We start from the raw sequence: 14527 nt of genomic DNA on the forward strand, positions 1-14527 counted from the left end.
AGCGCCGGTCAGGGGTTCGGCGCCGTCACCAGGCCCAGCTCGGACGGGGCGACGAGCAACCGGTGGTGCGGAAGGACCCGCACCGTGTATCCGACCGACCCGGACAGCGGCAGGGCCAGGTCGGCGACGAACAGCTCCCCCGACTCCTCCGATGCGAAGTGGGTCATCGGGACCGTGACGATGTCGGTGAGTTCCTCGTCCGGTCCGGCCTTTCCGATCACGGCCTGCACGGTGACGTCCGAGACGGACAGTTCGCCGAGGCGGATGCGGGCGCGCAGCACCAGGTTGGCGCCGATCTCGGGAGTGTCGGGTAGTCCGGCGCCGTCGACCTGCAGGACCGCCACCGCCGGCCAGGCGGCCTCGACGCGACGACGGAACGCGGCGAGTTCGCGGGCCCCGGCGTAGTTCTCTTCCGCCACCGTCCGGGCCGCTTCGGCGGCGGGCGCGTAGTACTGGACGGCGTAGTCGCGCACCATCCGCGACGCGAGCACCTTGGGTCCGAGATTCTGCAGTGTGTGACGAACCATCTCCACCCAGCGCACCGGCAGGCCGTCCGCACGGTCGTAGAACCTCGGCAGAACGGCGCGTTCGAGCAGTTCGTACAGTGCGCTGGCCTCGAGATCGTCGCGCCGCGTCTCATCGACGACGCCGTCCGCGGTCGGGATGGCCCAGCCGTTCTCGCCGTCGAACATCTCGTCCCACCAGCCGTCGCGGATCGACAGGTTCAGTCCGCCGTTGAGGGCGGACTTCATCCCCGACGTGCCGCACGCCTCGAGCGGGCGCAGCGGGTTGTTGAGCCACACGTCGCAACCCCAGTAGAGGTACCGCGCCATCGACATGTCGTAGTCGGGCAGGAAGGTGATGCGGTGCCGGACGTCGGCGGCGTCGGCGAACCGCACGACCTGCTGGATGAGGGCCTTCCCGCCGTCGTCCGCGGGGTGGCTCTTCCCGGCGACCACCAGCTGCACAGGCCGCTTCTCGTCGAGGAGCAGGGCCCGGAGCCGCTCGGGGTCGCGGAGCATCAGCGTCAGTCGCTTGTAGGTGGGCACTCGCCGGGCGAAGCCGACGGTGAGCACGTTCGGGTCGAACACCTCGTCCGTCCAGCCGAGTTCGGCGGACGTCGCACCGCGTTCGATCCAGGATGCGCGTACCCGGCGGCGCACCTCCTCGACCAGTTTCCCGCGCAACGCGTTGCGGGTCGACCACAGTTCCTCGGCGGACAGGTCCTGCAGCCGCTCCCAGCCGCGGGCCTCCTCCACCAGTTCGGGGCCCAGGATGCGGGTTGCGAGATCGATCCATTCGGGTGCGGCCCAGGTGGGCGCGTGGACACCGTTGGTCACCGACCCGATCGGTACCTCTTCGGCGTCGAATCCCTGCCACAGCGGCTGGAACATCTCGCGGCTGACGATGCCGTGCAGCTTGGACACGCCGTTGGCCCGTTGCCCGAGACGCAGGCCCATGTGGGCCATGTTGAACACCGACGGATCCGATTCGCGGCCGAGTCCGAGGATCCGGTCGATCGTCAGCCCCGGTAGCAGCGAGGATTCGTTCGCACCGTTGTCGCCGCCGAAGTAGTGCCGCACGAGGTCGGCCGGGAACCGGTCGATTCCCGCGGGCACCGGGGTGTGGGTGGTGAAGACCGTGCCGGCCCGGACCGTGGCGAGCGCTTCGTCGAAGTCGAGCCCGCCGGTGGTGACCAGTTCACGGATCCGCTCGATGCCGAGGAAACCCGCATGCCCCTCGTTCATGTGGAAGACGGCGGGGTCGGGCAGGCCGTAGGCGTGGGTGTAGGCGCGCACGGCCCGGACACCGCCGATGCCGGCGAGGATCTCCTGTTTGATGCGGTGGTCCTGGTCGCCGCCGTACAGGCGGTCGGTGACGCCCCGCATCTCGGCGTCGTTCTCCGCGATGTCGGAGTCGAGCAGCAAAAGCGGGACGCGTCCCACCTGGGCGATCCACACGCGGGCGCGCAAAACCCGGCCCCCGGGGATCGCGACGTGGACGAGGACGGGCGCCCCACCCGACGACTGCGGCCCGGACTCGGTGAGCAGACGCAGCGGCAGGCCCTGCGGGTCGTGCGGCGGGTAGTGCTCGGCCTGCCAGCCGTCCGCGGTCAGCGACTGCCGGAAGTAACCCGAGCGGTACAACAGGCCGACACCGATCAGCGGCAGGCCCAGATCGGACGCCGCCTTCAGGTGGTCACCTGCGAGAATTCCGAGTCCACCGGAGTAGTTGGGCAGCACCTCGCTGACCCCGAACTCCATTGAGAAATACGCGATCCCACCGTCGAGCGACACTCCCTTGGCCTGCTGGTTCTGATACCAGCGGGGCCGGGACAGGTAGTCGTCGAGGTCGGCGGCCGCGGCGTCGAGCCGGGCCAGGAACGCGACGTCCTCGGCCAGTTCGTCGAGGCGGGCGGGATCGACCTCACCGAGCATGCGGACCGGGTCGAACTGCACCTGCCGCCAGAGTTCCGCGTCCAGCAATCCGAACAGTTCCTGCGTCGCCGGATGCCACGACCAGCGAAGATTGGTGGACAGCGGACCGAGGGCAGCGAGCCGCTCCGGAAGGTGGGCTCGGACAGTGAACCGACGCAAGGCTTTCACCTCGCGAACGATAACGCACTACGGGCGTCGTTGCTCCGTGTCGGGGCGGGTAGACGTCAGAACTCCAATACGGACAGGAACCGGTCGACTCCATTACGGTTGAACGGGCGGCCCAGCCCACGAGCCGCCGGCAACTTCCGGCTATGGAACGGAGCCCAGCGTGACAGGTCGACTCGGTATCGACGACGTGGAACCGAACATCGGGTGCGGTCGGTATCCCGCCAAGGCCGTTGTGGGTGAGGTGTTTCCCGTCCGGGCAACCGTGTGGCGTGAAGGTCACGACGCCGTGGCCGCCACGCTCGCGGTGCGGGGACCGCGCAGTGCCGCGTCGGGCGGCTCGGCGACCTTCCGCATTCCGATGACCGGCGGTCCGGTGCCCGACACCGTCGACGGTTCCTTCACCCCGACCGGCGAGGGCGTCTGGACGTTCCGGATCGAGGCCTGGAGCGATCCAGTCACCACGTGGAAGCACGCGGTCGAGGCCAAGCTGGCGGTGGGACAGGGGCCGGCCGAACTGGCCAACGACCTCGAGATCGGTGCGCAGTTGTTCGAGCGTGCCGCGAAGGGCGTCCCCCGCGCGGACCGCTCGCGGCTGGCCGGGGTCGCGGCGTCGCTGCGTTCCGACCGTCACCTCTCCGAACGTGTGGCCCCGGCGTTCGGGTCGGACGTCACCGAACTGCTGCGCGCACATCCGCTGCGCGATCTCGTCACGAAGAGCGAACCGCACACCGTGCTCGTCGATCGCACGCGTGCCCTGTTCGGGTCGTGGTACGAGTTCTTCCCGCGGTCCACCGGCGGCTGGGACGAGAACGGCAAGCCCCGGCACGGCACGTTCGCCACGTCCGTGGCCGCACTTCCGCGCATCGCGTCGATGGGATTCGACGTGGTGTACCTCCCACCGATCCATCCGGTCGGCAAGATCAACCGGAAGGGCCCCAACAACACGCTGACCCCCGGCCCCGACGACGTCGGTTCGCCGTGGGCGATCGGCTCGGACGAGGGCGGCCACGACGCGATTCATCCGCAGCTCGGGACGATGCGCGATTTCAAGGCGTTCATCGCTGCCGCCCGGAAGCTGCACATGGAGGTGGCGATCGACCTGGCCCTGCAGGCCGCGCCGGACCATCCGTGGGCGAAGAAGCACCCCGAATGGTTCACAGTGCTCCCCGACGGCACCATCGCCTACGCCGAGAACCCGCCGAAGAAATACCAGGACATCTACCCGGTCAACTTCGACGACGACCGCGACGGCATCTACGCGGAGGTCCTGCGGGTCGTCCGGCACTGGGTTGCGGCGGGCGTCAAGATCTTCCGGGTCGACAACCCGCACACCAAGCCGCCGGACTTCTGGGAGTGGCTGATCGCCGAGGTCAAGAAGTCGGATCCGGACGTCCTGTTCCTGTCCGAGGCGTTCACCCGTCCCGCACGGTTGTACGGTCTCGCCCGCCGCGGCTTCACCCAGTCCTACACGTATTTCACGTGGCGGACGGCCAAGTGGGAGCTGACGGAGTTCGGCAAGGAGATCGCCGCCAAGGCCGACGAGGCGCGCCCGAACCTCTTCGTCAACACCCCGGACATCCTGCACGAGAGCCTGCAGACCGGCGGCCCGGGAATGTTCGCCCTGCGCGCCGCCCTGGCGGCCACACTGTCCCCCTCGTGGGGGGTGTACTCGGGATACGAACTGTACGAACACGTTCCGGTGCGACCGGGCAGTGAGGAATACCTCGACTCGGAGAAGTATCAGCTGCGTCCCCGCGACTTCGAGGGCGCCGCCGCGCGCGGCGAGTCCCTCGAACCGTGGATCACGGCGCTCAACCGGATCCGCAGGCAGCATCCGGCGCTGCAGCAGTTGCGCAACATCCATTTCCACCACGTCGACAACGACGCCCTGATCGCCTATTCCAAGTTCGACGCCACCACCGGGGATGCCGTGCTGACGGTGATCAACCTCAACCCCTACGGCGCCGAGCAGGGCAACGTGTGGCTGGACATGCCCGCGCTGGGCCGCGACTGGCACGACCACCTGACCGTGCTCGACGAGGTCACCGGGGAGCAGTATCACTGGGGGCAGACCAACTTCGTGCGCCTGGAACCCTGGCGCTCGGTGGCCCATATCCTGGCATTACCGTCGATCCCCTATCCGGCCAGAACGAAGCTGGCCTACCGCGGAGGTACATAGTGACCGTCGAACCGCCTGTCGCCATCGCACCGGACGCCGCCGACCTCGACCTGCTGTCCCGGGGCGAGCACCACAACCCGCACTCGATCCTGGGCGCACACCCGCACCCCGACGGCACGGTGATCCGCGCACTGCGCCCCCACGCCGAGGCCGTCGACGCCGTCATCGGGGGGACGAGCTTCTCGCTGGAGCACCTCGCGCACGGTGTGTGGGGGGCACTCGTCCCGTACCGGGATCTGATGGACTACCGGCTGTCCACGACGTGGCCGGGTGGCCACAACGACGTCTCCGCCGACGGGTACCGATTCCTGCCCACGCTGGGGGAACTCGACCTGCACCTGTTCGGTGAGGGCAGGCACGAGCGGCTGTGGGAGATCCTCGGCGCGCACCGCCGCCGCTACGACACCCCCGACGGCACCTTCACCGGCACCTCGTTCGCCGTGTGGGCTCCCAATGCCCGCGGAGTGAGTGTGATCGGCGATTTCGACGGGTGGAGTGGGCGGAACTACCCGATGCGGGTACTCGGCTCCACCGGGGTGTGGGAGTTGTTCGTTCCCGGTATCGAGGTCGGCGACCTGTACAAGTTCCGGGTCCACGGGCCTGACGGCAGTGTGCGCGACAAGGCCGACCCCATGGCCTTCGCGACCGAGGTCCCGCCCGCCACCGCGTCCCGGGTGTCGGTGAGCACGTACGAATGGAACGACGCCGAATGGCTGGCGCAGCGCGCGGCCACCGAGCCGGCGCAGTCCCCGATGAGCGTGTACGAGGTCCACCTCGCTTCGTGGCGGCCCGGGCTGAACTACCGCGAGATGGCCGAACAACTCGCTACCCACCTCACCGAGACGGGATTCACCCACGTCGAACTGCTGCCGGTCGCCGAGCACCCGTTCGGCGGTTCGTGGGGGTACCAGGTCACGTCGTACTACGCGCCCACCTCACGATTCGGCTCCCCCGACGACTTCCGGTGGTTCGTCGACCATCTGCACGCCGCCGGCATCGGGGTCATCGTCGACTGGGTTCCCGCGCACTTCCCCAAGGACGAGTGGGCGCTGGCACGTTTCGACGGCACACCGCTCTACGAGCACAGCGACCCCCAGCGCGGCGAGCAACTCGACTGGGGAACATATGTGTTCGATTTCGGGCGCCGCGAGGTGCGCAACTTCCTCGTCGCGAACGCGCTGTACTGGCTCGACGAGTTCCACGTGGACGGTCTGCGCGTCGACGCGGTCGCGTCGATGCTGTACCTCGACTATTCGCGGCCGGAGGGCGGTTGGACGCCGAACATCCACGGCGGCAGGGAGAACCTCGAGGCCGTCGCCTTCCTGCAGGAGACCAACGCCACGGTCCACAAGCAGCACCGCGGGGTCGTCACCATCGCCGAGGAGTCGACGGCGTGGCCGGGTGTCACCCGCGCGACCAACGTCGGTGGTCTCGGTTTCAACATGAAATGGAACATGGGGTGGATGCACGACACCCTCGGTTTCATGGCGCACGATCCCGTCCACCGCAGCTATCACCATCACGAGATCACGTTCTCCCTGATGTACGCGTGGAGCGAGAACTATCTGCTGCCCATCAGTCACGACGAGGTGGTGCACGGCAAGGGCACGCTGTGGACGCGGATGCCCGGCGACGACTACGCGAAGGCCGCCGGTGTTCGTGCCCTGCTGGCGTACATGTGGTCGCACCCCGGCAAGCAACTGCTGTTCATGGGTCAGGAATTCGGACAGACCGCGGAATGGTCCGAGGAGCGCGGACTCGACTGGTACCAGCTGGACGACCCGTACACCGGTGGCTTCCACCGCGGTCTGCTCCGGCTCGTCCACGACCTCAACGCCACCTACCGCGAACACCCGGCGTTGTGGACTCTCGACACCTCGCCGGGCGGGTTCTCCTGGATCGACGCCAACGACACCGCGAACAACGTCCTGAGCTTCCTGCGCTACGGCACCGACGGGTCGATCCTGGCCTGCCTGTTCAATTTCTCGGGTTCCCCGCACGCGAATTATCGTGTGGGCTTGCCAGAACGGGGCGAATGGCGTGAAATTCTCAACACCGACGCCGAGATCTACGCGGGATCGGGTTGGGGAAATCTCGGTGCGGTGACGGCAACTTCGCAGCCGTGGCACGGCCGTCCCGCCTCTGCCGAGGTGGCACTGCCCGCGAACGGCGCGATCTGGATGAGTCTGGAGCGTTGATGAAGGCACGGCCTTGCTGACCCGACGTCGGCAGTGGGCTGCGAGCGTGGGCGTTCTGGCCGTGACTGCGGTCGTCCTGTCCGGGTGCACGCGTTCGGTGGACGGTGAGGCCGCGTCCATTTACGACGATCCGTTCAAGGTGGCGGGACTCGATGCCACGTCGGGTCCGAGCGGTGCCCGCAAGGGCGTGCCCGACGCCGACCTCCCCGTCACCGGCACCGACGGCGGTGACATCGACACGATGGCCGCCAACGCGGTCAGCGACATCGAGGACTACTGGCGCACCGAGTTCCCCGCGCTGTTCCAGCGCAACTTCGAGCCGGTCGAGGAACTGATCTCCTGGGATCCGCGCGACTCCGACGGCCCGCGCTTCTGCGGGGACCGCACCGAGGAACTCCTCAACGCCGGCTACTGCAGCACCGACCACACGATCGGCTGGGACCGGGCGCTGCTGCTGCCCGAGGTGGTGGAGAAGTTCGGTGTCGTCGCGGCCGTCTTCGTTCTGGCGCACGAGTACGGGCACGCCGTGCAGACGAAGGCGGGAATCGCGGACGAGAACGTGGGCGGTGGCATCGTGCGGGAACAGCAGGCCGACTGCTTCGCGGGGGCGTTCATGCGGTACATCGCGGAAGACAAGGCGACCCACTTCACGCTGAACACGTCGGACGGGCTGAACAAGGTACTGGCGTCCGCGGTCGCCATCGGGGACACCGACCCGAACGATCCCGACAACGTGCACGGCTCGGCGTTCGAACGTGTCACCGCCACCCAGATCGGTTTCACGGACGGTCCGGCGCCGTGCACGCGCATCGACGAGAAGGAGATCGTCTCGCGTCGCGCAGATCTGCCTCAGCGGTTCGACGACGAGAGCGACGACGGCGAACTCCCCGTCACCGAGGAGTCGCTCGAGGCGTTCTTCACGTCCTTCCAGCAGATCTTCGATCTCAGCGATCCCCCCACGCTGCAACTCGACGGCGCCGACCTCGACTGCCCCGACGCCGACGCGACCGAACCGGTGTCGTACTGCCCGGCCACCAACACGATCGGGGTCAGTGTCGACGCCCTCGCCGAACGCGGCACACCGGGCCGCCCGGGCAGGCGGGAACTGTTCCAGACCAAACTCACCGGCGACTACAACGCGTACGTCCTGCTCGCGTCGCGGTACACCCTGGCGTTGCAACGGGACCGGGGTAACGATCTGCACTCACCCCAGACCGCGCTGCGAGCCGCCTGCCTGTCCGGTGTCGTCACCAGCGCGTTGAGCCCGGACAGTCCCGCTTCCCTGGAGGCAGGCAGCGTGTGGTTGTCCCCGGGCGACCTCGACGAGGCCGTGTCGGGGCTGCTCACCGACGGACTCGCGGCCAGTGACGTCAACGGGGAGACCGTGCCGAGCGGATTCTCCCGGGTGGACGCGTTCCGCACCGGAGTGCTCGGCGGTGAGCAGGCCTGCGAGGGCCGGTACCGCTGACCGTCCCACCACGTGACGTCCCCCGACCGCTGCGTCAGATTTCCCGGTAGCCGAGCGCCGCGGAGATCCGCCCGGCGGCCCGGCACACGACCGGAACGAGTCCGCGCATGCGCTCGTCGGGCATGTACGGGCTCGTGGCCGACACGCTGATCGCACCGACGATCGCGCACGACGCGTCCCGCACCGGCGCCGCCACGCAGCGGATTCCGGGTTCGTTGTCCTCGAGGTCCATCGCCGCGCCCCGCCGCGCGTAGTCCTGCATGCGCGCGAGGAAGTCCGCCGATCCGCGGGAGCCCGGCGGCCGCTGTCCCTGCGCGGCGTCGCTCTCGTACAGCGCATCCCAGCGCTCGGCGGAATCCAGCAGCAGAGCCTTTCCGACCCCGGCGCGGGTCAGCGGCATGCGGTGCCCGATGCGGGAGCGCATCTCGGCACCCCGCGACCCCGGCAACTTGTCGAGGTACAGCACCGAACCGCCGTCCTCGACCGCCAGGTGCACGGTGTCGTGGACGTGCGCCGACAGCTCCTCGAGGATCGGGCGCGCGACGACGGGCAGCGGGTTGCCGTGCAACGCCTTGAACCCCAGTTCGATCAACGTCGGGCCGAGGGTGTAGCCGCGGCTTCCGCTCCGGAGGTAGCCCTCGTGGACCAGCAACTGCACGAGACGGTGCGCGGTGCTGCGCCCCAGCCCGGTGCTCTCGACGACCGCGCGGAGATCCTGCGCGCCGTCGGAGACGGCACGGACCACCGCCAGCCCTCGGGCGAGCGTCTGCGTGCCGGGTGGAATGTCGTACGGAGGAATCGCCACACCCCACTGTCCCACATATAGGGACCATGTTCGTCATTATGGGATTCGCGTCCGATAGTGGTTCGCGTGATCCAGAACACCCCCGCCCCCTCGGCACCGCGGCTGATCGCCCTCGACTGGGGCACGTCGTCACAGCGCGCCTGGCTCCTCGGCGACGGCGGCCGCATTCTGGACGTTCGCCGGCCGGACTTCGGCTTGCTCGGCACCACCGGAGACGACCCCGCATCGCGCACCCGTGACTACGAAGCCGCCTTCGACGAGGCCTGCGGCGACTGGATCGCGGCCACCCCCAATCTCCCGGCGATCGCGTGCGGCATGGTCGGCAGCGCCCAGGGTTGGCGCGAAGCCGGCTATCTGACCACACCGACCGATCTCGCGATCGGCGCCGACGACCTGACCACGGTCGCCCATCCACGCGGAGTTCTGCACGTCGTACCCGGCCTGCGCGTCGCCCCCGCGGCCGACGGCACTGTGGCCGGCGACGTCATGCGGGGCGAGGAGACGCAGATCATCGGGGCACTGGGCATGCTCCCCCCGACCGACCGCCCACTGACGATCGTGCTCCCCGGAACACACACCAAGTGGGCACGAGTCGAGAACCGCAAGATCGTCTCGTTCGCCACGTCGATGTCGGGCGAGTTGTACGGCCTGGTGATCCGGCACGGCATCCTCGGCCGCACCGCCACCACCGCCGTGCGCGACGATGCCGCGTTCGAGCGGGGCCTCGCCACCGGAACGTCGACGCCGTCACGCGGACTGCCCGCCGAACTGTTCGGCGCACGCGCGCTCGTGCTCGACGGACTCCTCGATCCGGGCTCGCTTCCCGACTACGTCTCCGGCGTGATCATCGCCGACGAAATCCGGCATCTCCTGCCCCAGTACACCGCCGAGAATCGAATGCTGTTGTGCGGAAACGCCGATCTCTGCCGACGCTACGCAGCCGGACTGCGTGTTCACGGCGTGGCCGCCGACATCGTCGCCGAGGAAGCCGCGGCACAGGGGCTGTGGCGGGTGGCGCTCGATGCGGGGCTGGTCGACCCGGCGCCATCCACGAATCCCGAGAAGGAGTCACTATGAGCACCACAGTCACTACAACCACCGGTTTGATCGCCATTCTGCGCGGCATCACCCCGGAGGAGATCGTCGCCGTCGGCTCGGCCCTCGTCGACGCCGGGTTCACGGCGATCGAGGTCCCGCTGAACTCGCCGCGACCGTTCGACTCGATCGAGCGGTTGGCGGCGGCCGTCGGCGACGTCTGCGTCATCGGGGCCGGGACCGTGCTGAGCGTCGACGACGTGATCCGGTCCGAAGCGGCCGGCTCCCGGATCATCGTCTCCCCCAACACCGACGTCGAGGTCATCGGCGCCGCCGTTGCCCGAAACCTGCGCCCCTATCCGGGAGCCGCCACTCCGACCGAGGCGTTTCGCGCCGTCGGTGCGGGAGCGCGCAGCATCAAACTGTTCCCCTCCGACTCGGTCGGGACAGCCGGGATGCAGGCCTGGCGGGCGGTCCTGCCGACGGAGGTCGAATTGCTCCCCGTCGGCGGCGTCGACCGCACCAACCTCGCCGAGTGGGCCGCCGCGGGAGCGGGCGGCGCGGGACTCGGAACCTGCCTGTACCGGCCCGGGGACGGCGCCGACACCGTCCGCGACCGCGCCCTCACCCTGATGAACATCTGGTCGGCCGAAGCCGCCTGAACCGACACCCACGACCACCGGGGCCACCACCACAGCCCCGCACAGGAGGACTCATGAAGATCACGTCACTCACCACGTACGCCGTACTCCCCAGGTGGCTGTTCCTGCGGATCGAGACGGACGACGGCGTGGTCGGCTGGGGCGAACCGGTGCTCGAAGGCCGGGCCGCGTCCGTCGCCGCCGCAGTGGAGGAACTGTCCGACTACCTGATCGGGCAGGATCCGACGCAGATCGAGGACCTGTGGACGGTCATGTACCGCGCGGGTTTCTACCGCGGCGGCGGCATCCACATGAGCGCGCTTGCTGGCATCGACCAGGCCCTGTGGGACATCAAGGGCAAGGCCCTCGGCGTGCCGGCGTACGAGCTTCTCGGCGGCCGCGTCCGCGACCGGATCAAGGTCTATTCCTGGATCGGCGGCGACCGCCCGTCGGACACCGCGAAGGCGGCACGCGAGGTGGTCGACCGGGGGTTCACCGCCGTGAAGATGAACGGCACGGAGGAACTGCAGTACCTGGACTCCTGGGACAAGGTGGACCGGTGCCTCGCCAACGTCGCCGCGGTACGGGACGCAGTGGGCCCGAACATCGGCATCGGCGTCGATTTCCACGGCCGGGTGCACAAGCCGATGGCCAAGGTGCTGCTGAAGGAACTCGAACCGTTCCGGCTGATGTTCGTCGAGGAACCGGTCCTCTCCGAGCACGTCGACGGTTTCGTCGACGTGCTGCGACAGTCGCCGATCCCGATCGCGCTGGGTGAGAGGTTGTTCTCCCGTTGGGATTTCAAAACCGTCCTCGCGTCCGGGGCCGTGGACATCATCCAGCCGGATCCGTCACACTGCGGCGGAATCACCGAGGCCCGGAAGATCGCGCACATGGCCGAGGCGTACGACGTGGCACTCGCGCTGCACTGCCCCCTCGGGCCGATCGCCCTGGCGACGTGCCTGCAGATCGACGCGGGCTGCTACAACGCGACGATCCAGGAACAGAGCCTCGGCATCCACTACAACACGTCGAACGATCTCCTCGACTATCTCGTCGACCCGTCCGTGTTCACCTACGCGGACGGTCAGGTCCGGATCCCCACCGGTCCGGGACTGGGCATCGAGGTGAACGAGGAGTACGTCATCGAGCGGGCCGCCGAAGGACATCGCTGGCGAAACCCGGTCTGGCGCCACAGCGACGGATCCTTCGCGGAGTGGTGAGGGCAATGGTGCAGACCCAGAAGATCGGCAAGTCCACTACGGTGGCCGCGCAGGCGTCGAAGGCGCGCGTTCTCATCGCGGTGATGCTGTTCGTGACCGTCGTCATCAACTACATGGACCGGGCGAACCTGTCTATCGCGATGCCCGCGATCGCGGACGAAATGGACCTCACCAAGGCGCAGCAGGGACTTCTCCTGTCGGCGTTCGGCTGGACCTATGCGGCGCTGCAGATTCCCGGTGGATGGCTGGTCGACCGGATTCCCCCGAGACTGCTCTACCCCGGCTGCCTCATCCTGTGGTCGGTCGCGACCGCGTTCATGGGGGTCATCGGTGGCTTCGTGGCGCTCATCGCGTTGCGCCTGCTGGTCGGTGTGTTCGAGGCGCCCGCGTATCCGATCAACAATCGGGTCGCGACGGCCTGGTACCCCGAGCGGGAACGTGCGACGGTGATCGGCTTTTACACGTCCGGGCAGTTCATCGGACTGGCCCTGCTCACGCCGTTCCTGTCCTGGCTGCAGTCCGTGCTGTCGTGGCACTGGGTATTCATCGTGACCGGAACGATCGGGGCGGTCTGGGGTGCCGTGTGGTACGCGTTCTACCGCGAGCCACGCGATTCGCGGGCGAACGACGCCGAGATCGACCTGATCCGCGACGGCGGCGGACTCGTCGACCTCCTGGACGAGCAGCAGCCCGAACGTCCGGCCGTGACCCGGAACGATGTCGCCACCGTCCTCGGCCGGCGCAAGCTGTGGGGAATCTACCTGGGGCAGTTCTGCCTCACGTCGACGCTGTGGTTCTTCCTCACCTGGTTCCCCACGTACCTCGTCGAGTACCGGGAAATGGATTACATCAAGTCCGGATTCCTCGCCTCGCTGCCGTTCGTCGCGGCACTCGTGGGGGTGCTGTTCTCCGGAGTCTTCTCCGACTTCCTGCTACGCAAGGGGGTGTCTCTCGGAGTCGCCCGCAAGGGCCCGATCATTGTGGGACTGTTGCTGACCGTTGCGGTGATCGGCGCCAACTTCACCGACTCGACGGCGATGGTGATCGTGTTCCTGTCCATCGCGTTCTTCGGCAACGGGCTCGCGTCGATCACGTGGTCGCTGGTGTCGGCACTCGCGCCGGAACGACTGCTCGGGCTCACCGGTGGAATGTTCAACTTCATCGGCAACCTGTCGTCGATCGCGACACCCATCGTGATCGGGTTGCTCGTCACCGACGACAGCTTCGCGCCGGGATTCGTCTACATGACCGTGGTGACCGCGGTCGGGATCGCGTCGTACGTCTTCCTGGTCGGACGGGTGGAGCGCGTTCGAAGCTGACCATCAGACGAGAAAACCGGGGTGAGTGCCGTCGGCACTCACCCCGGTTTTCTCGTCAGTACAGTGCGGCGGCGAGTTTCCGGCGCGCGGTCATGACGACCGATTCGGCCGGGTCGAACAGTTCGAACAGTTCCAGCAGACGTGTCCGTACCCGCGTCTTGTCGTCGCCGGCGCTGCGGGCGACGACTCCGATGAGCCGGGCGAACGCCGCGTCCGGGGCCTGGGAATAGACCTCGACGTCCGCGGCCTGCAGCTGGGCGTCGATGTCGTTCGGGGCGGCGTCCGCCGCGGCGACGGCGCCGGGATCGACGGACTGCACGCGGGCGAGGAAACGCACCTGGCGGATCGCGCCTTGCGCCTCGGTGTTGGCCGGTTCCTCGTCGAGGATCTTCTGGAACTCGGCTTCGGCTGCCGACAGGTCGCCTTCGTCGAGCGCGGCCTCGGCGGCCACGAAGCGCGGGTCCTCCGGCTCGGGCTCGTCGGCGTTCCCGTCCGCGGCCGGCGGTCCGGACAGCTTTCCGGCGGTTGCCTGCTGGACGGCGGCGAGCCACTGGCGCAGTTGAGGTTCGGGCTGAGCGCCCTGGAAGTCGGCGAGCGGCTGTCCGCCGGCGATGGCGACGACGGTCGGGACGGACTGGACGCCGAAGGCCTGCGCGATGCGCGGGTTGGCATCGACGTCGACCTTGGCGAGCACCCAGGTGCCGCCTGCCTCGTGTGCCAGCTTTTCGAGCAGGGGTGAGAGTTGTTTGCACGGCTCGCACCAGGTGGCCCACAGGTCGACGACCACCGGGACCTGCTGGGACCGGACGAGCACCTCCGCCTCGAACGTCGCCTCGGTGACGTCGATGACGGGGGCGAGTCCGGTACTCCCGGGTGCGGCCGGAGCGGCGCCGTCCCCGGAGGGTGCGGGCGCCGGCGGGGGCGGAGCGGCCGCACGCTCCTTGAGGGCGGAGAGATCGACTGCTCCGCTCATGGCTGCGGCCACTGCTGAGGAACGCGCTGACGGACGAGAACCTGGTCGAGTCACGTCCACCAGTTTGTCACGATTTGAGC

At 68.3% G+C, this 14527-nt stretch carries 10 protein-coding genes; 7 read left to right on the forward strand and 3 right to left on the reverse strand.

Translation table 11 applies throughout. The features are described from left to right. Positions 1–8: 8 nt before the first annotated feature. Positions 9–2606 carry an alpha-glucan family phosphorylase gene (glgP, locus tag ACLIVD_RS26140; protein WP_280784728.1) on the reverse strand — a complete coding sequence of 866 codons (2598 nt, stop codon included), beginning with the start codon at positions 2604–2606 and terminating at the stop codon, positions 9–11. Between the two features lie 160 nt (positions 2607–2766). Between glgP and ACLIVD_RS26145 the strand changes: the two genes are divergently transcribed. Genes ACLIVD_RS26145 through ACLIVD_RS26155 form a run of 3 tightly spaced genes read left to right on the forward strand, consistent with a single transcriptional unit; the run spans position 2767 to position 8451 of the window. Next, the gene (locus ACLIVD_RS26145) at positions 2767–4785 is read left to right on the forward strand and encodes an alpha-1,4-glucan--maltose-1-phosphate maltosyltransferase (protein ID WP_283333537.1); all 2019 of its coding nucleotides are present in this window, start codon (positions 2767–2769) and stop codon (positions 4783–4785) included. Next, complete coding sequence (gene glgB, locus ACLIVD_RS26150) at positions 4785–6983, forward strand: 1,4-alpha-glucan branching protein GlgB (RefSeq protein WP_491930860.1); 2199 nt, start codon at positions 4785–4787, stop codon at positions 6981–6983. Before ACLIVD_RS26145 ends, glgB begins: the two co-directional genes overlap by 1 nt. Before the next feature lie 46 nt (positions 6984–7029). Next, positions 7030–8451, forward strand: coding sequence for a neutral zinc metallopeptidase (locus tag ACLIVD_RS26155; protein WP_283353802.1), 1422 nt, complete (start codon positions 7030–7032; stop codon positions 8449–8451). A 34-nt stretch (positions 8452–8485) separates the two neighbouring features. Here ACLIVD_RS26155 and ACLIVD_RS26160 read toward each other — a convergent pair whose 3' ends face one another. Then, complete coding sequence (locus ACLIVD_RS26160) at positions 8486–9271, reverse strand: IclR family transcriptional regulator (protein ID WP_348539685.1); 786 nt, start codon at positions 9269–9271, stop codon at positions 8486–8488. Between the two features lie 51 nt (positions 9272–9322). Here ACLIVD_RS26160 and ACLIVD_RS26165 point away from each other — a divergent pair, with 51 nt between their 5' ends. The 4 genes from ACLIVD_RS26165 to ACLIVD_RS26180 are packed head-to-tail and all read left to right on the forward strand — an operon-like array spanning position 9323 to position 13474. After that, positions 9323–10333 carry a 2-dehydro-3-deoxygalactonokinase gene (locus tag ACLIVD_RS26165; protein ID WP_283353803.1) on the forward strand — a complete coding sequence of 337 codons (1011 nt, stop codon included), beginning with the start codon at positions 9323–9325 and terminating at the stop codon, positions 10331–10333. Then, a complete protein-coding gene (locus tag ACLIVD_RS26170) occupies positions 10330–10953 on the forward strand; it encodes a 2-dehydro-3-deoxy-6-phosphogalactonate aldolase (protein ID WP_283353804.1) in 624 nt (207 codons plus the stop codon). Before ACLIVD_RS26165 ends, ACLIVD_RS26170 begins: the two co-directional genes overlap by 4 nt. Positions 10954–11006: 53 nt before the next feature. Beyond that, positions 11007–12155, forward strand: a complete 1149-nt coding sequence (dgoD, locus tag ACLIVD_RS26175; RefSeq protein WP_283353805.1) for a galactonate dehydratase — start codon at positions 11007–11009, stop codon at positions 12153–12155. 5 nt (positions 12156–12160) lie between these two features. Further along, complete coding sequence (locus tag ACLIVD_RS26180; protein ID WP_491930861.1) at positions 12161–13474, forward strand: MFS transporter; 1314 nt, start codon at positions 12161–12163, stop codon at positions 13472–13474. Between the two features lie 55 nt (positions 13475–13529). Here the strand turns inward: ACLIVD_RS26180 and ACLIVD_RS26185 are convergent, their stop codons facing one another. Further along, complete coding sequence (locus ACLIVD_RS26185) at positions 13530–14447, reverse strand: tetratricopeptide repeat protein (RefSeq protein WP_491930862.1); 918 nt, start codon at positions 14445–14447, stop codon at positions 13530–13532. Between the last annotated feature and the right edge of the window lie 80 nt (positions 14448–14527).

The organism is Rhodococcus sp. G6(2025) (assembly GCF_058628105.1).